Source organism: Allobosea sp. RCC_152_1 (genome assembly GCF_041360765.1).
In the GTDB taxonomy this organism is placed as follows: Bacteria; Pseudomonadota; Alphaproteobacteria; order Rhizobiales; family Beijerinckiaceae; genus Allobosea; species Allobosea spartocytisi.
Window position 1 is genome coordinate 488,643 of sequence record NZ_JBFUPU010000003.1, and the last position, 20,689, is coordinate 509,331.

Sequence of the window (20,689 nt, forward strand, 5' to 3'; positions counted from 1 at the left end):
GCGGAACCCTTTTCGCTCATTTCATACCCGTATTGGCAATGCCGGTGGTGATGAAGCGCTGCAGGAAGACGAAGACGAGCGCGACCGGCAGCAGCGTCACCACGGTCATCGCGAGCAAATAGTGCCACTGCGTCTGCAACTCGCCCTGGAAGGCGTTGAGGCCGATCTGCAGCGTGTAGGATTCGGTCTTGGTCAGCACCGCCAGCGGCCAGAGGAACTCGTTCCAGCGCCACATGATCGAGAAGATCGCGAGCACGGCCAGCGCCGGCATGGCGAGCGGCATGACGATGCGCCAGTAGATCTGCCACTCCGAGGCCTTGTCCATGCGCGCCGCCTCGATCAGGTCGCGCGGCAGGGTCAGCATGTACTGGCGCAGCAGGAAGACGCCGGTGGGGGTGGCCGCGCCGGGCAGGATCACCGCCCAGAGCGAATTGACCAGCCCGAGCTTGGTGATAACGAGATAGACCGGCACCAGGATGATCGTGATCGGGATCATCAGCGTGCCGACCACCATCAGCATCACCGCCGTCTTGCCACGGAATTCGTAGATCGAGAGCGCATAGGCCGCCATCGAGTTGATGATCAGCGTGATGATCGTCGCGATCAGCGTGACGAAGACCGAGTTCCAGAGGAAGCGCGTGAAGGCGAAGCGCTCCAGCGGCTCGGTGTAGTTCTCGGTCGCGAGCTTGAACTCGCGCACCGGCACACGGCCCTCGATCGGCACGCGGATCGTCTCGCCGGGATTGGCGGGGTCGATCATCTGCGCCTGGATGCCGATGCGGCGGACCTGCGCCAGCACGCGCTTCGTGCCGTCCGGCATCGTCACCTCGAAGAGCGGCAGCGGCTGGGACTGGCCGGGAACCGTCACCTCCTTCTGCGACATCGGCAGCAGCGAAGGCGGGAATTCGAGCAGGCCGGCCTGCGTCTTGAACGAAGACATGCCGAGCCAGAGGACGGGGCCGAACATCAGCACGACGCCGAGCGCGAGATAGGCATAGGCCGCGATATCGGTCCAATGCCAGCGGCCGGGCTTGCGGCGGGCGGTGGCGAGCTTGGTCACGAGGCTCATGCTGCCCCCTTGCGGCGGCTCGCCGCGAGCTGGGCCAGCGTCAGCGCGAAGAGCACCACGCCGAGCACGACCGAGGCGGCGGCGGCCAGCCCGAAATTCTGGACCTGATTGGCGAAGGCCGTCTCGTAGATGTAGTGCACGATCATCAGCGTCGCGGTGCCGGGTCCGCCGCCGGTCAGGACGAAGACCTCGTCGAAGGTCTGCACGCCCTTGATCAGCGCGAGCACGATCACGACGATCATGTTCGGCCAGAGCAGCGGCAGGGTGATGCGCCAGAACATCCGCCAGCGCGGCGTCGCATCCATCTCGGCCGCCTCATAGAGATCGGCGGGGATCGCCTGCAGACCGGCGAGCAGGATCAGCGTGTAGAAGCCCATATGGGCCCAGACCGAGACGAAGACGATCCAGAACATCGCCCAGCTCGGATCGACCAGGAAGAGGATGCGCTCGCCGCCGAGGGAGGTCAGCGCGGCGTTGAGCAGGCCGTCGCGCTGGAGGATCCATTTCCAGGTCAGCGCGACCACCACCGGCGAGAGCAGCACGGGGAAAAAATAGACGGCGCGGAAGAAGCCGCGTCCGCGGATCTTCATGTTCAGCACGACCGCCGTCAGCAGCGAGAACAGCACCATCGCCGTCACCTGGAAGACGGTGAAACGCGCGGTGTTGTAGACGCCGCGCCAGAAATGGTCCTCGCGGCAGGAAGAGGGATCGAGGAAGGAGCCGCAATCGAAGAGATAGGCGTATTGCTGCGCCCCGACATAGGGGCGCTCGCTCGGGAACAGCCCCGCCCCGCCCGTCACCGAGAAGACGAAGTTGATGACGAGCGGCAGGAAGACGAAGAGCGAGAAGAAGGCGAGGTTGGGCAGGATGAAGACATAGGCCATCCGCCGCTCGCCGATCAGGCGCTGGAGCGCCCGCATCGGCCAGTCGACGAGCCGCATGACGAGCGCGAGCGGCGCGGCGAGAGTGCCTGCGGCGCCCGCGCCATCCCGGCGCGGATTTGTTTCGGCAGAGGCCATAAGTCTTACTTCTTGCGCTCGGCGATCTGCTGGGCGACGTCGGATTCGATGCGCTTATAGGCATCGTCGAGGCTGCCCTCGCCCGAGATCGCCTGACCGAGCCGGCTGATCACCGCGTTAAAGATCACGCGGTTGTTGGCATAGCCCTGCAGCTTGTAGGCCGCCGGTGAGATCTGCGCGACCTGATCCGAGAAGACCTTGAGCGCGGCCTTGCCCTGCGGCGTCGCGCCGGCATAGTCGAGCCCCTTGGCGGCGATGCCGAGATGGCCGGGCACGAAGAGCGAGCGGGCGTAGAACTCGCTCAGCACCGGCTCGCTCGCCAGATAGTCCATCACCTTGGCGACGGCTTCCGGGCTCTTGGTCGTCTTGATCGCGACGAGGCCGGCGCCGCCCGGCATGGGCGAGCAGCCGCCCGCCCCGCAAGGCGAGGGCACCGCGACCCAGTCGAAGGCGTCGCCCACCGTCTTGTCGAACTGGGCGATCTGCCAGGAGCCGGACTGGTACATCACGACCTGGGCGTTCTTGAACTCGTCATTGGCGCCGCGATAGGCGGTGCCGGAGACCGAGCCCCAGAGCTCCTTGGCCATGGTGCCGTTCTGGTGCCAGTCATAGACGAGCTTGGCGCCGCGCTTGAAGCCCTCGTCGATCACGGCCGGCTCGCCCTTGTCGTTGAAGACCTTGGCGCCTTCCGAGACCGCGACCGAGAAGAAGCGGTGGCCGGAACGGTCCATGGCGAGCGGGAACGGCGCCTTGACCTTGGCCGCCACCTCCTTCACCGCCTTGCCCCACTCCTCCCAGGTCGCCTTCGGACCCGGCAGCGGCGTGCCGGCCTGCTCAAACAGGGTCTTGTTGACGAAGGGGCCGGTGACGGTGAGCTGCGTCATGAAGCCGGTGATCGCGCTGGAATCGCCCTCGGGGCGCATCCAGGGCAGGAACGGCCCGAAATTCTTATCCCAGTAGGAGGCGTCCTTGAGATAGGGACGCATGTCGAGCGCGTAGCGGGCGACGCCGCCGAGATCGACGACGCGGGCGATGTCCGGCCCCTGCCCCGAGGCGAGCTGGACGGGCAGGTTCTCGGTGATCGCCTTGTAGGGCACCTGGTCAAGCACGACCTTGATGTCCTTGTTCTCAGCCTCGAAGCGCTTCAGCAGATCGGCGAGGACCTCGCCCTCGTTGCCGTCGGAATACCAGGCGATGCGCACCGTGGTCTGGGCGAATGCGGTCGAGGCCATGAGGCCGATCGCGAAGCCGGCCGTCGCGGCAACGGCGGAAATCCAGTGTTTCCTCTGCATGGGCTCCATCCCCTGAGCAATCGCGACGCCTCAACGAGCGTCTTGACATCTACTAAGGCAAACGTTTGCCTAGCTTGTCAACGGGGAGATGCGTCAGCATTGCTGCGTAGGCCGGCTTTCCACCGGTGCGTAGCGGGAACCCCCATGGAAGGGCTGGCAGGGAAATGACGGCCAGGACGACGGCGAAACCGGGGAAGATCCGGCATGAGACGGCCTCGCTCGCGACAGTGGCGCGCGAGACCGGCGTCTCGGTCGCGACCGTCTCGCGCATCGTCAACGGCAAGAGCGGGCGTGCCTCGAGCGAGACCGTCGCGCGCGTCGCGGAGGCGATCGAGCGGCTCGGCTATCGCCCCAACCCCATCGGACGGGCGCTGCGCCGCCGGGCCAGCCGCGTCGTGGCGATGCTCTCGCCCAATCTCGACAACCCCGCCATGGCCGCGATCGCCGTCTCGACCGAAGCCGCGCTGCGCGATGCCGGCTACGTCATGATCCTCTGCGATACGCATGACCGCCCGGAGCTGCAGGACGACTATCTGCTGGCGATGCGCGACCAGCTCGTCGCCGGCTACATCATGGTCAGCGCCGTGCGCAGCCAGGGGCTGGAACAGGCGCTCGGGCGCGGCGATCCGATCGTCTTCGTGGCGCGGCGCAACCCCCTCGGCGGCGGCGCCTTCGTCGGAATCGACGACCGCGGCGCCGGCGCCGATGCGGCCGACTTCATGCTCGCGCGCGGGATCGAGCGCCCCGCCGTGCTGATGGCGGCCCAGAACATTTCGAGCACCGCCGAGCGCGCCGCCGGCTTCATCGAGCGGCTCGTCGCGCGCGGCGTTCCGGCGGACGCGATCCGCCGGGCAAGCGCGCCCGGCCTGTCGCATATCGAGATCGGTTATGCGGCGGCCCAGGCCCTCGTTCGGGATGGCGGCTGGCCGCAAGGCGCGCTCTGCGTCAGCGACCTGATCGCCTATGGCGCCTATCGGCTGGCGGCCGAGTCGGGCGTGGCGATCCCGCGCGACTGCATGCTGGTCGGCGTCGACGGCAACGCGATCAACAACTGGATCGCCCCCTGGCTGACCTCGATCCGGATTCCCTACGAGATCTTCGGCCGGCATGTGCTGGAGCAGTTGCGGCTGCAATGGAGCGGCGCGGCGACATCCGAGATCCACGTGCCGCATGAGCCGCTGGCGGCAAAGCCATAGAGCAAGCGAGCACCGGCTTCAGAACGCGATCCCGCCGATCCCAACGATACGCCGTTCGGCTTTCGGGCGGCCGCTCCTGTCGACCCTCAAAAGTGCGGGGATGGCGGCGGCTTCACCGCCCCCTTCTGCAACGACTGCCGCAAGAGGGGATGAGTGGTTTCGTGGAACGGCAGGTACTCATGCCTCCAGCCCGAGGCATTCAATGCCGAGCGGTTCATGAGGATGATCTTGTACAGGACGCCGGAGCGCGTATAGCCGTCCTTCGGCGATGGCTCCACGATGCCATCAGCGACGAAGAAGCGTCGATGGAGCTTCTGATCATCCTCGAAAGCGACGATCATGCGCTTGGTCTGAGGCCCGAAATAGCCATCGACAGCAATCTCGGCACTCCTTTCGACAGGCCCCAAAGCGGGCGTGAAGCGCACGAAATTTGCCAGCTTCAAGAGCGTCTGCACCAGCAGGACATCGTCACGGGCGTTCGGCATCCTCGGCCCGACAGGGAACGAGACATTGTAGACCTGATGCATGCCCGTCAGGTCTGTCTGCATCGTATAAGCCATCAGACGTCCCCGCATGTGCCCCTTCATCAGGCTAGACGCATGCGAGAGAGCGCCACATCCACCAGATGAATGAAAAGCGCCCGATCAGGCGCTCCGATCGGCCTGATATGGCGACGCCTCCTCGATCGCCGCGCGGGTCGCGGCCGAACCGGCAGGCAGCCGCGCGACATATTGAATGCCCCCATCGGTTGACCGCCGAACGGATTGCCCCGTACAAAGTCAGACAGGTCTGTCTCGCTTGATGGATCTGGGGAGAAAAGCCCGAAAAAATCGGGAGGAAACGGTGCAAGGAAGCGGGCCGAAGATCGACGCGCCGTCGATGCGCGAGCGGATTCTCGCTGTCGCGGGCGAGCTCTTCTATGGCCGCGGCATCCGCGCCGTCGGGGTCGACGAGATCATCGCCAAGACGGGTATCGCCAAGGCGACCTTCTACCGCCACTTTCCGAGCAAGGAGGACCTGATCGTCTCCTATCTCGACGCGAGGCGGGAACGGCTGCAGGCCGCGTTCATCGACTGCGCCGAAGGCCCCGCCACGCGCTGGCAGGACAGGGTCCTCAACGTCTTCGACGGCCTCATGCGCAATCTTCGCATGCCCGGCTTTCGCGGCTGCGCCTTCGTCATGGCCGTCGCCGAGCATGGCGATCTGCCGCGCGTGCGTGAAGCGGCCCGTGTCTACAAGCATTTCCTGCGGGACGGGCTCTGCGCCCTGATCGACGGTCACGTGCCGGAGCCGCTGCGCCTGTCGGAACAACTGATGCTCATCTACGAGGGCGCGATCGCGACCGCTGCCATCCGGCCCGAGAGCGACCCCGGGCTGCATGCGAAGAGCTGCGCCGCGACCCTGCTCGCAACGGCTTGAAACTTAATGCCGGCGCGAGACCGGCAAACGAAAACAGCGACCGGGGAACAGGATCTTGCAGCACGACACCACGTACCGGCCGCTGGGCGCCGCCTGCATCGCGCTGGGCCTGCTCGCGATCTGGATCGCATCGGATTATCCCTATGGCAGCGTCACCGCGATGGGGCCGGGCTTCGTCCCCACGGCCGTCGCGGCCCTTCTCGCGCTGCTCGGCGCCCTGATCCTGCTCGACGGCGGCAAGGACCTTTCCCCGCAACCCGAGGGGGAGGAACCGGCCTCCGCTCCGGCCGACTCTCTCGGGCGCCTGCGGGCGATGCTCTCGATCGGGGTGGCGATCATGCTCTTCGGGCTTGCAGTGAAGCCGCTCGGCCTCGGGCTGACGGTCTTTCTCACGGTGATCGTCGCGAGCCTCGGCCATCCCGGCACGCGGCTGTTGCCGACGCTGCTCCTCGCCGCCGCGCTGGCCATCGCATCCTGCCTGATCTTCGTCGTGCTGCTGAGCCAGTCGATCCCGATGTTCCCGAGGATCGACTGATGGATTTCGCTTCGCTCTTCTCGGGTCTCGGCATCGGCTTCGGCGTCGCGCTAGACCCGGTCAATATCCTGTTCGCCTTCATCGGTTGCCTCGTCGGCACGCTCGTCGGCGTCCTGCCCGGCCTGGGGCCCACAGCGACGATCGCCATCCTGCTGCCGATGACGACGAGCCTCTCGCCGGCCACGGGCCTGATCACGCTCGCGGGCATCTATTACGGCGCACAATATGGCGGCTCGACCACCTCGATCCTGCTGCGCCTGCCGGGGGAAGCCTCGTCGGTGGTCACCGTGCTCGACGGGCACGGCATGACCCGCAAGGGCCGAGGCGGCGCGGCACTCGCCATCGCCGCCTGGGGTTCGTTCTTCGCGGGCACGGTCGGCACGCTGTTCATCGCGGTGCTGGGGCCGGCGGTTTCGGCCTTGGTGCTGAAATTCGGCGCGCCCGAATATTTCATGCTGATGGTGCTCGGGCTCGTCGCCTCCGTCGTGCTGGCACAAGGTTCGGTGATACGGGCGCTGGCGATGGTGGCGCTGGGGCTGCTGCTTGGGCTGGTCGGCACTGACCCGAATTCCGGCCAGTACCGCTTCACCTTCGGCGCGCTGGAACTGCTCAACGGCATTCCCTTCGTGCCGCTCGTCGTCGGCCTGTTCGGCATCGCCGACATCCTGGTCGCGCTCGAGAAGGCGACGAAGTCCGAGGAGGAGGTGCGCCCGGCCGCGATCGGCAGCCTGTGGCCGACGCGGCAGGAAGCCCGTCGTGCCGCGCCCGCTGCTGCCCGCGGCACGCTCATCGGCCTCATCCTCGGCCTGCTGCCGGGCGGCGGCGCGCTGATGAGCTCCTTCGTCGCCTATTCGGTCGAGAAACGCGTCTCCGGCAAGGACGGCGATTTTGGCAATGGCGACCCGGCCGGGGTCGCGGCGCCCGAAGCCGCCAACAATGCCGGCGCGCAGACCTCGTTCCTGCCGCTGCTGACGCTCGGCATCCCCTCGAACGCCGTGATGGCGCTGATGACGGGCGCCATGCTGCTGCAAGGTATCGTGCCGGGTCCGAAGATCATGACCAACCAGCCGCAGCTGTTCTGGGGCCTGATCGTCTCGATGTGGATCGGCAACCTGATGCTGCTCGTCATCAACCTGCCGCTCGTCGGCCTCTGGGTGAAGATGCTGAAGATCAGGTACACCATCCTCTATCCGATCATCCTCATCGTCAGCCTCGTCGGCATCTACAGCGTCGATTACTCAACCTTCGATGTCTTCCTGACGGCGCTCTTCGGCCTGCTCGGCTACCTGCTCCAGCGCTGGAGATGCGAGTCGGCGCCGCTGGTGCTCGCCGTCGTGCTCGGGCCGATGATGGAGGAGTATTTCCGCCGCGCGATGCTGATCGCGCGCGGCGATGCGGGCATTTTCGTCTCGCGCCCGCTCGGCCTCGGCCTGCTCGTCATCACCCTGGCCATGCTGGCGAGCATTCTGGCGCCGAATGTCCGCAGGTTCAGATCGAAGGCCTTTCAGGAATAACCGCAAACAGCCGCCAGAAGCATCGCAGGGAGAAGCAGTCATGAAGAGCGTGATCCATCGCAGGGCGTTCCTGGCCGGAGCCGCCGGACTCGGCTCCGTCGCGCTGTCCGCGCGGAACGGTTTCGCGCAGCAGGCCTGGCCGGCGCGCGACATCACCTATGTCATCCCCTATGCGCCCGGCGGCATGAGCGACAACATCTCCCGCCTGCTCAGCGACAAGCTCGGCGGGATGCTGGGCCGCCAATTGCTGAACGATTACCGGGCGGGCGCGGGCGGCGCGATCGGGGCCAACTACTACATGGCGCAGAAGCCGGACGGCCATTCGCTCCTCCAGGCAACGAACAGCTTCTTCGGGGTCATTCCGAACGTCACCAAGGTCGAGTACGATCCGAAGACCGACCTGACGCCGCTCGTCCTGGTCGGCGATGCGCCGATGGCGATCGCCTGCAATCCGGCGGTTCCGGCCAAGAGTCTCGAGGAATTCGTCGCGCTCGCCAAGAAGAACCCCGGCAAGTTCGCCTATGGCACCTCCGGCCATGGCACCGTCGGGCATCTCTGCGGAATCTGGCTGGCGAAGCGGGCCGGGATCGAGATCCTGCACGTGCCCTATCGCGGCGCAAGCCAGGCCCTCCAGTCGACGCTCGCCGGCGAAACGCAACTCTTCTTCGGGCCCGAGGCGGCGGAGCAGATCTCCGGGAAGGCCCTGACGGGGCTCGGCGTCATGGGTTCCGAGCGCTGGAGCGCGATGCCCGACCTGCCGACGACGGCGGAATCCGGGCTGGCGGGCTGGGCGCCACGGAGCTGGCACACCGTCGTCATCCACAGCAAGGCGCCGGAGGAGATCCGGCTGAAGCTCGCGAAAATGCTGAACGACATCCTCGCCATGCCGGAGGTGAAGCAGCGACTGATCATGTTCGGGCTGATCCCCGGCTTCGAGGACCTGGCCGGCATGCGCAAGCGCGCCGATGACGACTATGCCGAATTCCGCGTCCTGCTCGTCGAAGCCGGACTCGCCCTGAAGAAATAGCCTGCGAGCGGGATCGGCTTTCCGGCCCCGCAACGACTGACGGAGTTATCGATGCGGATAGTAGCCTGCGGCGACGCGTTGTTTTCCTCGAGCAATCTGGCGCGGCGGCTCGATCCGCGGCTGGTCGGGCTGCTGAAGGAGGCCGACGGCACCTTCGCCAATGCCGAGTTCGTCTGCCCGAAGCCATCGACGCCGCCGGCGCCGCGGCGCTTCGTCACCGCGGTCAAGCCGGCCGCGATCGACGAACTCGCCGCGATCGGCGTCAACATGTTCTCCTTCGCCAACAACCATACCGGCGATTTCGGGCCGCAGGGCGTGGTCGACACCATCGAGGCGGCCGAGGCCCGCGGCATCCTCTGGAGCGGCATCGGCCGCAGCCTGGAAGAGGCGCGGATGGCGAAGTTCCGCGACACGCCGAACGGGCGCATCGGGCTGGTGTCGGCAAGCTCGACCCGCTCGGCCGAGTTCGCCGCGAGCTCGCCCGGCCGCGGCATCGAGCCCAGGCCCGGCCTCAACCCGCTGCGCTGGGGCCGCGCCTATGTCCTGCCCGATGCCGATTTCAAGGAGCTCCAGCGCATCGAGGCCTCGCTCGGCATTGCGGACAGCCGCAAGGAGGTGCTGCGCGTCGAGGTGGTCAAGGATCCCGGGCCGGACCGCTTCGGCTTCGGCTCCTTCTTCGAGGGCTCGCTCCAGATCGAGCGCGGCAGCCACGCCCATGTCCGCTATTACAGCAACGACAGGGACCGCAAGGCTATCCTCGACAACATCCGCGACGCCAAGAACCGGGCCGAATGCGCGCTCGTCAGCCTCCACACCCATGAGGGCACGCACGAGAACTGGTATACCCCGCGCGTCGCCTCCTTCATCGAGGAGTTCGCCCATCAGGCGATCGAGGCCGGCGCCGACGCGGTGCTCTGCCACGGCGCCCATATGCTGCGCGGCATCGAGTTCCATCGCGGCCGGCCGATCTTCTACTCGCTCAACAGTCTGTTCATGGAGTTCGAGGCCGGCGAGCAGCGCATGACGCCGGAGATGTACGAGGCCTACGGCTTCACCAAAGACCATCTGCCGTCCGACCTGCACATGTCGCGCATCCACGACGCCAACGGCAACAAGCAGGGCTTCTATGCCGAGCCGCGCTTCTCCCGCTCCATCGTCGCGATCTGCGACTATGCCGAGGACGGCGTCACGGTGAAGCTCGTCCCGCTCGATCTCGACCTCAACCGCAAGCGCGTCAGCGACCGCGGCGTGCCGGCGATCGCAGGCCGCGAGGAAGCCCAGGCCATCGCCAACGACATGACCAGGCTCAGCAGCTATTACGGCACACGCTACCAGCTCAACGAAGACGGCCTTATCGCGGTCACGCCGGGGCCTGCCCAGTGAGCGCCCCGCCCCTCGTCATCGCGAGCAGCCTCACCGACCAGCAGAACGAGCGGCTGGCGGCGCATCCGAGCGCCCCGGTCATCGTCAAGGTGAGCGAGCCATGGCAGGCCCCGGCCCAAGCTCAGGCCCTGTTCACCTATCAGACCCAGTGGCGCAACGCTCCGGCGAAGCCGCCGGCCGGCTGGCCCGGCACGCTGGCCTGGGCGCAAATCGCCTCGGCCGGCGTCGATACCTTCCCGCACTGGTTCTTCGAGGTGCCGCTCGTCAGCCGCGGACGCGGCGTGCAGGCGCCGGCTATCGCCGAATATGTCATCGCCGCCGTGATGGCGCATGAGAAGCGCTTCTGGGACGTCCGCGTCGATGCCGCCGTCCACTGGCGAGCCCGCTCCCTCGGCAGCGTCGCGGGCAAGACGCTGGGGATCGCCGGGATGGGCGCGATCGGCGAGGAGGTCGGCAAGCGCGCGCTCGCCCTCGGGATGCGGGTGATCGGCCTGGCGCGGTCGCGGAGCTTCCCGATCGACGGCGTCGAGCGAGCCAATAGTTTCGATGATCTGCTGGCCGACAGCGATCACGTGGTCCTCGCCATGCCCTTGACCGAGCAGACGCGCGGGATCGTCAACCGGAAGAGCCTCCAGGCCGCGCGCCGGGGCCTGCATCTCATCAATGTCGCGCGCGGTGCGCTGATCGACGACACCGCCCTGGCGGAGGCCTTGGATTCGGGCCGGCTGGCCGCGGCGACGCTGGACGTCACAAATCCCGAACCCTTGCCGGCCGACCACCCCTTCTACCGCCACCCGCTGGTCCGACTGACCCCGCATATATCGGGAAGCTGCGAGGATGGCGAAGAACGCCTCTCGGCGTTCCTTGCCCTGAACCTGTCGCGTTTCACCCGAGGCGAACAAGTCGAAGGCGTTGTCGACCCGGTACGGGCCTATTAGAGCGCCGCCGAAATGACATGCTCGACATCAGGAAACACGATTGGCAATCTCGATTATTGCGTTTAATAATTCATTCAAATAAAATAATTTGACACTGGAATGCAACGATACTCACGCCTCCCGGAGAACCGAATACAATAATCAACCAACTACCGGTTCTGAATTTCGGTTAATTGTAATTATAAATTTTATTGCCGCGGCATATTTCCGACCCCTACTTGTTTTAAGCGGCCCTGAACGTTGGAATTAAGATAGAAAAACTCGAAATGCAGAGCTTCAAGAACCAATAATACCAACCAATACGGGACGAGACGCGGAGAGACAATGCCAAATCAACAGATTGCGCGCGGGGTCTTTCTGGCCGCCGTCGCGTTGTTCTTTGCCGTGAACGCGCTGCGCTATCCGATCGGCACCCTCGCCCATGCCGGTCCCGGGCTCTTCCCGCTCCTGATCTGCGCGCCGCTGCTGATCATAGCCTTGGCGACGATCGTGCAGGCACGCCTCGCCGATCCGGAGCCTCTCCAGTTCAGCCCGCGGAACATCGCGCTGATCATGGCGAGCCTCATCGGCTTCGTCATCGCTTCCGAATATGTGAACGTGACCGTCGGCATCATCGTGCTGGTCTTCGTTGCCGGCTTCGCCGCCAACAGCTATTCTTGGGTGCGAAATCTCAAGATCGCCATCGGCCTGATCGTCGTGGCCTTCATCTTCCAGCGCTTCCTCGGCCTGAATCTGAGGCTGCTGTGATGGAGGTGCTCAACAACCTCGCCTTCGGCTTCGGCCATGCGCTGACGCCCGAGAACCTGCTCTACTGCGCCATCGGCTGCGTCGTCGGCACGCTGGTCGGGCTGCTGCCGGGCCTCGGCCCACTGGCCACGATCAGCCTGCTCCTGCCGCTGACCTACTCGATCCCGACCGGCGGCGCGCTGATCATGCTCGCCGGCATCTATTACGGCGCGCAATATGGCGACAGCGTCAGCGCGATCACCATGAAGATCCCGCATGCCTCGAGCATCGTGGCATGCATCGACGGCTATCAGATGACGCTCAAGGGCAAGACGGGGCTCGCCCTGTTCACCGCTGGCGTGTCGAGCTTCATCGGCGGCACCGTCGCGATCGTGGTGCTGGCCTCGCTTGCGCCGACGCTCGGCACCATCGCCCTGAAATTCGGCCCGACCGACTACTGCGCGCTGATGCTGTTCGGCTTCTTCTGCGTCAGTTTCGTCACCACCGGCAGCCTGCTGAACGGGATGGCGATGTGCCTGCTCGGCGTGCTGCTCGGGCAGGTCGGCACCGATCTGGAGACCGGCCTCGAGCGCTTCACCATGGGCCTGCCCTCGCTCGTCGACGGCGTCAGCCTGGTCAGCCTCGCGCTCGGCTGCTTCGGCATCGCCGAGATCACCAAGAACCTCGATGCGAAAGAGGAACGCACGCCGTTCAACGGCAAGATCAAGCTGATGCCGACCTGGCCGGAGTTCAAGCGCATCATCCCGAGCGCCCTGCGCGGCAGCGTGGTCGGCTCCTTCCTCGGCATCCTGCCGGGCGGCGGGCCGACGATCGCCCAGTTCGCGGCCTACGGTCTCGACAAGAAGGTCAGCAAATACAAGGACGAGATCGGCTCTGGCGCGATCGAGGGCGTCGCCGGGCAGGCTGCGGCCGACGAGGCGGCGGCGCGCACCAGCTTCATCCCGCTGATGAGCATCGGAATTCCCGAGAACGCGGTGATGGCGCTGATGATGGCCGCCTTCATCATCAAGGGCATCCAGCCCGGACCGAACATGATCGCCAAGCATCCGGACCTGTTCTGGGGGCTGGTTGCCAGCATGTGGATCGGCAACTGCTTCCTCTTGCTGCTGAACGTGCCGCTGGTCCGCTTCTGGCTCTCGGTCTTCAAGATTCCCTATAACGTGCTGTTCCCGTCGATCCTGTTCTTCTGCTGCATCGGCACCTTCAGCATCAACAACAGCCTGCACGACATCTACACCACCGCCGCCTTCGGCCTGATCGGCTACATCATGATGCGGCTGTCCCTGGATCCGGCGCCGCTGATGCTCGGCTTCATCCTCGGGCCGATGCTGGAGGAGTATTTCAGGCGCTCCATGCTGCTCAGCCGCGGCAGTTTCCTGACCTTCTTCGAACACCCGATCAGCGCGACGCTGCTCAGCATCCTCGGGCTGTTCATCGCCTGGCAGATCTACGCCACGCTGAAGGGGCGGCGCACCACGCTCGCCCCCGCCGATCCGCACGCCGCGTCGGGCTGACCAGAGCCGCCAACCCTGGAGCATTTCCGCATTTCTCCGAAACGCGGAAATGCTCCATCTCTTTGTTTATCGCATTTTATTCACGCGAATCGGTATCCGTTTCGCTCGAAAATGCTCTAGCCGCGCTTCTGATTGTAGACGTCGAGGCAGACGGCACCGAGCAGCACCAGGCCCTTGATGACCTGCTGATAGTCGATGCCGATGCCCAGGATCGACATGCCGTTGTTCATCACGCCCATGATCAGCGCGCCGATCACGGCGCCCGAGACGCGGCCCACGCCGCCATAGGCCGAGGCGCCGCCGATGAAGCAGGCGGCGATGACGTCGAGCTCGAAGCCGAGGCCGGCCTTGGGCGTCGCGGTGTTGAGGCGCGCGGCGAAGATGAGCCCCGCCAGCGCCGCCAGCACGCCCATATTGACGAAGGCGAGGAAGGTCAGCCGCTCGGTCCTGACGCCCGAGAGCTTGGCGGCACGCGCATTGCCGCCGACGGCGTAGATCTGGCGGCCGATCGTCGTGCGCGTCGTGACGAAGGCGTAGAGCGCGATCAGCACCCCCATCACGACGAGAACATTAGGCAGGCCGCGATAGGAGGCGAGCAGATAGCTGGCGTAGAGGACGATCCCCGCGAAGATCGCGGTCTTGGCGATGAAGAAGCTCCAGGGCTCGACGGGAATGTCGTGGTCCTGCTGGCGCCTGCGGCTCTTCAGGTTGAGGACGACGAGCAGCAGGGCCAGCGCCACGCCCAGCAGCATCGAGGTCGGCTGCAGGCCCTGAATCTTGTCGAACAGATCGACGATGAAACCGGAAGAGAGCTTCTGGAACTCGGCCGGGAACGGCCCCACCGACTGGCCCTGCAGGATCGCCAGCGCCAGCCCCTTGAAGACGAGCATGCCGGCCAGCGTGACGATGAAGGACGGTATCTTGAAATAGGCGACCCAGTAGCCCTGCGCGGCCCCGATCAGGCCGCCCAGCGCCAGGCAGATCAGCGTCGCCGGGACGAAATGCATGCCGTACTGCACCATCAGGACGGCGGCGACCGCGCCGACCGCGCCGGCGACCGAGCCGACCGAGAGATCGATATGGCCGGTGACGATGACCAGCAGCATGCCCAGCGCCATGACGACGATGAAGCTGTTCTGCAGGATCAGGTTGGTCAGGTTGAGCGGCAGCAGCAGCTTGCCGCCGGTCACGACCTGGAAGAACAGCATGATCGCGACGAGCGACATCAGCATGCCGTATTCGCGCAGGTTTCCGCCCTTGGGCCTGGCGGTTTCGACGCGGGCCGCGGCGGGTTTGACGATGCCGTCGTTCTGGACGTCGGTGCTCACGCTCTTGCCTCCCGGTTGCGCATGATGGCGCGCATGATCTTTTCCTGTGTCGCCTCGGCGGCTGGGAACTCGCCGACGAAGGCGCCCTCGTTCATCACGCAGATGCGGTCGCAGATGCCCAGAAGCTCCGGCATCTCCGACGAGATCACCACGACGCCGCGCCCGGCGTCGGCGAGTTCGTTGATGATGCAGTAGATTTCATATTTGGCGCCGACGTCGATGCCGCGCGTCGGCTCGTCGAGGAAGAGCACCTTGGGATCGGTGAAGAGCCATTTCGACAGAACGATCTTCTGCTGGTTGCCGCCCGAGAGCTGGCCGGCCTCCTGATAGACGCTGGCGCAGCGGATCCGCATGCGGCTGCGATAGGCATTGGCGACCTTCAGCTCGGCCATGTCGTCGACCACGCCCGAGCGTGCGACCTCGGGCAGGTTGGTCAGCGTGATGTTCTTGCGGATGTCCTCCGCCAGGATCAGGCCGAGCTCCTTGCGATCCTCCGTCACATAGGCGAGACCGGCCGCGATCGCTCCGGGCACGTCGGACAGCTCGATCGGCCGGCCTTCCAGCCGCGCCGTGCCGGAGGCCTTGCGGCCATAGGAGCCGCCGAAGACGCTCATCGCGAATTCGGTGCGACCGGCCCCCATCAACCCGGCAATGCCGACGATCTCGCCGCGCCGGACGTGGAAGTTCACGTTCCGGACGACCTTGCGATGGGTGTCGAGCGGATGGAACACGGACCAGTCCTCGATCTCCAGCACCGTCTCGCCGATCTTCGGCTCGCGCTGCGGGTAGCGATGCGCCAGATCGCGATCCACCATGGCGCGGATGATGCGATCCTCCTCGACAGGGCCGGCGCGGCAGTCGAGCGTGTCGACGCAGCGGCCGTCGCGCAGCACGGTGATCCGGTCGGCGACGCGGGAGACCTCGTTGAGCTTGTGCGAGATGAGCACGGAGGCGATGCCCTGGGCCTTGAATTCGAGCAGCAGATCGAGCAGCGCCTCGCTGTCGCGCTCGTTGAGGCTCGCCGTCGGCTCGTCGAGGATCAGCACGCGCAGGTTCTTGGCCAGCGCCTTGGCTATCTCGACGAGCTGCTGCTTGCCGATGCCGAGATCGGCGATGCGCGTATCGGGCGCCTCGTCGAGCCCGACCCTGGCCAGCAGCGCCTGCGTCCCGCGATAGACGGCGCTGCGGTCGATCATCCCCATCCGGGTCGGGGGATCGGCGAGATAGATGTTCTCGGCGATCGTCATCAGCGGGATCAGCGCCAGTTCCTGATGGATGATGATGATGCCGAGCGCTTCCGATTCATTGATGTCGCGGAAGCGCCGCTCCTCCCCCTCGAACAGGATCGAGCCGTCATAGGAGCCGTGCGGATAGACGCCGCTCAGCACCTTCATCAGCGTCGACTTGCCCGCGCCGTTCTCGCCGACGAGGGCATGGATCTCCCCGGGTTCGACGGTGAAGGACACATCGTTCAGCGCCTTCACACCGGTAAAGGATTTGGAGATGCCGCGCATTTCCAGCACAGGGCTCATGGTGGTTCTCCCGCCTTCGGGCCGGTGGATGAGGCCCGGCAGCGAAGCCGGGCCTCAGGCGTCACTTGACCTGCGAGGCCTTGTAGTAGCCGGAGCCGATCAGGACCGGCTCCCAGTTCGACTTGTCGACCACCACGGGCGTCAGCAGATAGGACGGCACGACCTTGACGCCGTTGTTGTAGGTCTTGGTGTCGTTGACCTTGACCTCCTTGCCCGACAGCATCGCATCGACCATGTCGGCGGTGACGCGGGCAAGTTCGCGGGTGTCCTTGAAGATCGTGGCATATTGCTCGCCGGCGATGATCGACTTCACCGAAGGCACCTCGGCATCCTGGCCGGAGACGACCGGCATCTTCTGCCCGCCCGACCCGTAGCCGACGCCCTTCACCGAGGAGAGGATGCCGATCGAGATGCCGTCATAGGGCGAGAGCACGGCATCGAGCTTCTTGTTCGCGTAAAAGGCGCTCAGGAGGTTGTCCATGCGAGCCTGGGCGGTGGCGCCGTCCCAGCGCAGCGTCGAGACCTTGTCCATGCCCATCTGGCCGCTGGCGACGACGAGCTTCTTCTCGTCGATCAGCGGCTTCAGCACCGACATGGCGCCATCGTAGAAGAAAAAGGCGTTGTTGTCGTCGGGCGAGCCGCCGAAGAGCTCGATGTTGAACGGGCCCTTGGCTTCAGGCAGGCCGAGCCCTTTCAGCACGGATTGGGCCTGCAGCACGCCGACCTGGAAATTGTCGAAGGTCGCGTAGTAATCGACGTTCGGCGTGCCCCTGATCAGCCGGTCATAGGCCACGACCTTGATGCCCTGCGCCTTGGCCTGGGCCAGCACATCGGACAAGGTCGAGCCGTCGATCGCCGCGATCACCAGGACCTTGGCGCCCTTGGTGATCATGTTCTCGATCTGCGAGAGCTGGTTGGGGACATCGTCCTCGGCATATTGCAGATCGGTGTCGTAGCCGCGCTCCTTGAGCACCTTCACGATGTTGTCGCCGTCGGCGATCCAGCGCGCGGAGGATTTCGTCGGCATCGCGATGCCGACCGTCGGCTTGCTCTGCGCGGCGGCGGAGTGCGGCTGGCCCATGGCGAAGGCCGCGAGCGTCAGAGCGGAGAGAAGTGTCGTCAGGCGTTTCATACTGGACTCCCGGGTTGTGAAAGGGTCGGCCGCATTCGCGGACCGGTTTCTTGGCGGCGGGTCGGCCGCTGATCTTTCGGGGAGGGCTGGCGGCGTCTGACGCGGTCAGGATCCTCCCCAGCGCAAACTCGGCTCCGCACGTCCGATGGACCCGACCTCGGCCAGAAAGGTCCGCCCGTGGTCGGGGTCGGCGGCGCGGGCATCCGCATTCATGTTCTCATGGGCCGAGGTGACCAGCAGGCGGTCGAAGCGCGGCCCGACGAAAACCGGGCAGCTCGGCTGGCGTGCCGGCATCGCGATGCTGCGCAACCGGTCCCCGCGCGGCGAATAGACGTCGACGCAGCCGCCACCCCAGATCGCGCACCAGATCAGGCCCTGCGCATCGGTGACGGCGCCGTCGAGGCCACCGGCGGCCTCCCGCTTGTGCAGGATCGCGGGCGCTTCGACCGGGAGGCCGGTCGCAGGGTCGAGCGCGACACGATAGAGCGTGTTCTCGCGGGTGTCGGCGAAATAGCCGGTACCGCCATCCGGCGAGAAGCAGATGGCATTGGGAATGGTCAGGCCGCTGAAGAGCAGCGACAGCTTCCCGTCACGGAACGCATGGATCGCACCGGCGCCCGCTTGCGCACCGCGGCCCATCGTGCTGACCCAGAAGGTGCCGCTGTGATGGACGCGCGCATCGTTGGAACGGATGGGACCGTCCTTGCCGACGAGCTCCGCGACTCGGGTCAGCTTTCTGCTCGCGATCTCGCGCAGATAGAGCCCGTCCTCGGCCGCGAGCATCTGGCGCCCGGCATCGATCCGCGCCAGCGCGCTGGCCATGACCGGCAGATCGTGGATCGTGATGCGGCCGGTTTCCAGATGCGCCTCGAACAGACGGCGCTCGAGGATGTCGAACCACCAGGCCGTGTCGCTCCCGGCATCGTAAGTCGGGCCTTCGCCAAGATGGCAGCGCTCCATGCAGAGCACCGAGACCGGAACCGTCTCGGGCGCGGTCATCTGCGAAGGCGGTGTGTGAAGCATGGTCATGCGCGCATGCCTCCGTCGCGGGTGGTGGAGAAACGATAGATCGAGACGTGGCGATAGGTCTCGCCCGGATCGAGCCGCGCCGAGGGAAAGTCGCCGCGGTTGGGAGCGTCCGGCCAGGCCTGCGGCTCCAGGCAGAACGCATCGGACTGGCGGTGCAGGCGCCCGTATTTTCCCGGCGCGGCACCATCGAGGAAGTTGCCCGAATAGAACTGCAACCCCGGCTGGTTCGTCAGCAGTTCCATGACCCGCCCCGAAGACGTTGCCTCGACACGGGCGGCGAGGCGCGGCTGCGCCGATATGCCGAGGCAGAAATTATGGTCGTAGCCGCGCCCGGCGCGCAACTGGGCGTCGTCCTCGCGGATGCGCGCGCCGACCGCCGCGCCCGATCTGAAGTCGAAGGGCGTTCCCGCGACCGGACGCGGTGGCCCCGGCAGCGGGATCGCCTCGGCGTTCGTCGGCAGGAAGCTGTCGGCGGCCAGCGTCAGGACATGGTCGAGAATGTCCCCGCCCGCAGCGACGCCATCGAGATTGAAGAAGCTGTGATTGGTCAGGCTGACCACGGTTGGACGGTCGGTCACCGCTTCATAGCCGATCGTCAGCTCACCGGGGGCCGACAGGCGAAAGCTCACACGCGCATCGAGCGAACCGGGAAAACCGCTCTCCCCATCGGGGCTCACATGGCGAAGCGTGACGGCCGGAGCCTCGCCGTCCTCGATCGTTTCGACCGACCACAGCGCCCGGTCGAATCCGCCCGGGCCGCCATGAAGCGTATTCGTGCCATCATTGACCCGCAGCACGATGCGCTCGCCGTCGAGCGTGAAGGCGGCGCCGGCGATGCGGTTGGCGAAGCGCCCGATCGTGGCGCCGTAGAAATCCCGCCGGGCTTCATAACCGCCGGCATCGTCATGGCCGAGCACGATATCGGCGAGCGCGCCCTTCGCGTCGGGCACGAGGAGCGCCTGCAGCGCCGCGCCATAGGTGATGATCCGGGCCTCGAAACCGCCGGCACCACGCAGCCTCACGCGTTCGACCGCGCGCCCGTCGGCAAGCGTGCCGAAGCCGTCTCGCGTGACGGCGGGCGTCGGTTTCACCATGAGAACGGTGCCGCCTTGGTCCGGCGCCCCAGCATGAAGGCGTCTGCGACATGGCCGAGCGGGGCAAGATCGACGTCGCAGGCGCCGCGCCCGATCAGATCGACGAAATGCCGGTAGATGCCGGCATATTCGGCCTCCTTCTCATCGACCAGCACCGCGCCGTCGCGCGTCAGCCGCGCACCGCCCGCGGAGAGCAGCAGCCGGCCGCCGGCGCTGTCGATCGCGATGTCCCAGCTCTGCGGGCCGGTCTGAAGGAAGTCGAAGACGGCATGGATGGGCAGGCCGGTCGCATCCGTGAAATCCAGCTCGGCCGCGATGGGGGCGGCGCGGTTCTCGGGGAAGGCGAGCGTGGCTCCCGTGAGGAACAGCGGGCGCGGCAGGATGCGCGTCAGGATCGACAAGGCGTTGATGCCGGGGTCGAAGACGCCGAGCCCGCCTGGTTCGAAGATCCAGTCCTGGCCGGGATGCCAGACGCGGACATCCTCTTTCCACGTGATCTCGACGGAGCGCGGTGCATGGGCGGCCAGAAAATCGCGGGCGGGCTCGACGGCCGGGGCAAAGCGCGAATGCCAGGTGGCGAACAGGGTCAGCCCGGCCTCCCTGGCGGCATCGACCAGCGGCGCTATCTCGCTCACCGTCGCGCCGGGCGGCTTTTCCAGCAGCACATGCTTGCCGGCCGCGAGCGCCAGCGCCGCCTGGGCGCGGCGGCCCTGCGGCGGCGTGCACAGTGCCACCGCCTCGATCTCGGGAGCCTCAGCCAGGAGCGCCTCCAGCGTGTCGAAATGGGCGACGCCGTCGAGCGCGGCATTCCGGCTGGCGATGGCGGCGAGCGCGATGCCCGGCGTCGCCGCGATCGCCGGCAGATGCTGGTCGCGGGCGATCTTGCCGAGGCCGACGATGGCGAGGCGGATCGGGCGCATG

Annotated in this window: 19 protein-coding genes; 9 read left to right on the top strand and 10 right to left on the bottom strand. The window is 66.1% G+C overall.

Annotated features, from left to right (window positions below; genetic code table 11):
* Positions 1 to 16: 16 nt before the first annotated feature.
* The 3 genes from AB6806_RS14130 to AB6806_RS14140 are packed head-to-tail and all read right to left on the bottom strand — an operon-like array spanning position 17 to position 3,380.
* Positions 17 to 1,069: a carbohydrate ABC transporter permease gene (locus AB6806_RS14130; RefSeq protein WP_112762571.1), complete on the bottom strand. Its 1,053-nt coding sequence runs from the start codon at positions 1,067 to 1,069 to the stop codon at positions 17 to 19.
* Positions 1,066 to 2,088, bottom strand: a complete 1,023-nt coding sequence (locus AB6806_RS14135; protein ID WP_038367217.1) for a carbohydrate ABC transporter permease — start codon at positions 2,086 to 2,088, stop codon at positions 1,066 to 1,068. Before AB6806_RS14135 ends, AB6806_RS14130 begins: the two co-directional genes overlap by 4 nt.
* A 5-nt stretch (positions 2,089 to 2,093) precedes the next feature.
* Positions 2,094 to 3,380 carry an ABC transporter substrate-binding protein gene (locus AB6806_RS14140; RefSeq protein WP_142023311.1) on the bottom strand — a complete coding sequence of 429 codons (1,287 nt, stop codon included), beginning with the start codon at positions 3,378 to 3,380 and terminating at the stop codon, positions 2,094 to 2,096.
* Positions 3,381 to 3,544: 164 nt separating this feature from the next.
* On the opposite strand from AB6806_RS14140, the gene AB6806_RS14145 reads away from it, so the two are divergent.
* A complete protein-coding gene (locus AB6806_RS14145) occupies positions 3,545 to 4,576 on the top strand; it encodes a LacI family DNA-binding transcriptional regulator (protein ID WP_051988423.1) in 1,032 nt (343 codons plus the stop codon).
* Between the two features lie 86 nt (positions 4,577 to 4,662).
* Here AB6806_RS14145 and AB6806_RS14150 read toward each other — a convergent pair whose 3' ends face one another.
* Complete coding sequence (locus AB6806_RS14150) at positions 4,663 to 5,136, bottom strand: peptidoglycan-binding domain-containing protein (RefSeq protein ID WP_142023310.1); 474 nt, start codon at positions 5,134 to 5,136, stop codon at positions 4,663 to 4,665.
* Between the two features lie 283 nt (positions 5,137 to 5,419).
* On the opposite strand from AB6806_RS14150, the gene AB6806_RS14155 reads away from it, so the two are divergent.
* The 8 genes from AB6806_RS14155 (at position 5,420) to AB6806_RS14190 (ending at position 13,653) form a co-directional block, all read left to right on the top strand.
* Positions 5,420 to 5,995, top strand: coding sequence for a TetR/AcrR family transcriptional regulator (locus tag AB6806_RS14155; RefSeq protein WP_185748069.1), 576 nt, complete (start codon positions 5,420 to 5,422; stop codon positions 5,993 to 5,995).
* A gap of 55 nt (positions 5,996 to 6,050) precedes the next feature.
* Positions 6,051 to 6,530 (top strand): tripartite tricarboxylate transporter TctB family protein, encoded by a 480-nt coding sequence (locus tag AB6806_RS14160; RefSeq protein WP_185748068.1) that lies wholly within the window; start codon positions 6,051 to 6,053, stop codon positions 6,528 to 6,530.
* Positions 6,530 to 8,044 (top strand): tripartite tricarboxylate transporter permease, encoded by a 1,515-nt coding sequence (locus AB6806_RS14165; protein ID WP_142023308.1) that lies wholly within the window; start codon positions 6,530 to 6,532, stop codon positions 8,042 to 8,044. The genes AB6806_RS14160 and AB6806_RS14165 overlap by 1 nt, the downstream gene beginning before the upstream one ends.
* 40 nt (positions 8,045 to 8,084) lie before the next feature.
* The gene (locus AB6806_RS14170; protein ID WP_142023307.1) at positions 8,085 to 9,071 is read left to right on the top strand and encodes a Bug family tripartite tricarboxylate transporter substrate binding protein; all 987 of its coding nucleotides are present in this window, start codon (positions 8,085 to 8,087) and stop codon (positions 9,069 to 9,071) included.
* A gap of 51 nt (positions 9,072 to 9,122) precedes the next feature.
* Entirely contained in the window at positions 9,123 to 10,454 is a 1,332-nt protein-coding gene (locus tag AB6806_RS14175; RefSeq protein ID WP_142023306.1) for a CapA family protein, read from the top strand.
* Positions 10,451 to 11,392, top strand: coding sequence for an NAD(P)-dependent oxidoreductase (locus AB6806_RS14180; protein ID WP_142023305.1), 942 nt, complete (start codon positions 10,451 to 10,453; stop codon positions 11,390 to 11,392). The genes AB6806_RS14175 and AB6806_RS14180 overlap by 4 nt, the downstream gene beginning before the upstream one ends.
* Positions 11,393 to 11,716: 324 nt before the next feature.
* Positions 11,717 to 12,139 carry a tripartite tricarboxylate transporter TctB family protein gene (locus AB6806_RS14185; protein WP_038367199.1) on the top strand — a complete coding sequence of 141 codons (423 nt, stop codon included), beginning with the start codon at positions 11,717 to 11,719 and terminating at the stop codon, positions 12,137 to 12,139.
* Positions 12,139 to 13,653, top strand: coding sequence for a tripartite tricarboxylate transporter permease (locus tag AB6806_RS14190; protein ID WP_038367197.1), 1,515 nt, complete (start codon positions 12,139 to 12,141; stop codon positions 13,651 to 13,653). Before AB6806_RS14185 ends, AB6806_RS14190 begins: the two co-directional genes overlap by 1 nt.
* A gap of 116 nt (positions 13,654 to 13,769) precedes the next feature.
* On the opposite strand, the gene mmsB is transcribed toward AB6806_RS14190, so the two are convergent.
* From mmsB to AB6806_RS14220, 6 genes are all read right to left on the bottom strand, one after another.
* On the bottom strand, positions 13,770 to 14,885 hold the full coding sequence (mmsB, locus tag AB6806_RS14195; RefSeq protein ID WP_142023329.1) for a multiple monosaccharide ABC transporter permease: 1,116 nt from the start codon (positions 14,883 to 14,885) through the stop codon (positions 13,770 to 13,772).
* 92 nt (positions 14,886 to 14,977) lie between these two features.
* Positions 14,978 to 16,513, bottom strand: a complete 1,536-nt coding sequence (gene mmsA / locus AB6806_RS14200; protein ID WP_142023304.1) for a multiple monosaccharide ABC transporter ATP-binding protein — start codon at positions 16,511 to 16,513, stop codon at positions 14,978 to 14,980.
* Between the two features lie 61 nt (positions 16,514 to 16,574).
* Positions 16,575 to 17,645 (bottom strand): multiple monosaccharide ABC transporter substrate-binding protein, encoded by a 1,071-nt coding sequence (gene chvE, locus AB6806_RS14205; RefSeq protein WP_142023303.1) that lies wholly within the window; start codon positions 17,643 to 17,645, stop codon positions 16,575 to 16,577.
* 105 nt (positions 17,646 to 17,750) lie between these two features.
* Positions 17,751 to 18,674: an SMP-30/gluconolactonase/LRE family protein gene (locus AB6806_RS14210; protein ID WP_370954788.1), complete on the bottom strand. Its 924-nt coding sequence runs from the start codon at positions 18,672 to 18,674 to the stop codon at positions 17,751 to 17,753.
* Positions 18,671 to 19,768 (bottom strand): aldose epimerase family protein, encoded by a 1,098-nt coding sequence (locus tag AB6806_RS14215; RefSeq protein ID WP_142023302.1) that lies wholly within the window; start codon positions 19,766 to 19,768, stop codon positions 18,671 to 18,673. Before AB6806_RS14215 ends, AB6806_RS14210 begins: the two co-directional genes overlap by 4 nt.
* Positions 19,762 to 20,688, bottom strand: coding sequence for a Gfo/Idh/MocA family protein (locus AB6806_RS14220; protein ID WP_370954789.1), 927 nt, complete (start codon positions 20,686 to 20,688; stop codon positions 19,762 to 19,764). Before AB6806_RS14220 ends, AB6806_RS14215 begins: the two co-directional genes overlap by 7 nt.
* Between the last annotated feature and the right edge of the window lies 1 nt (position 20,689).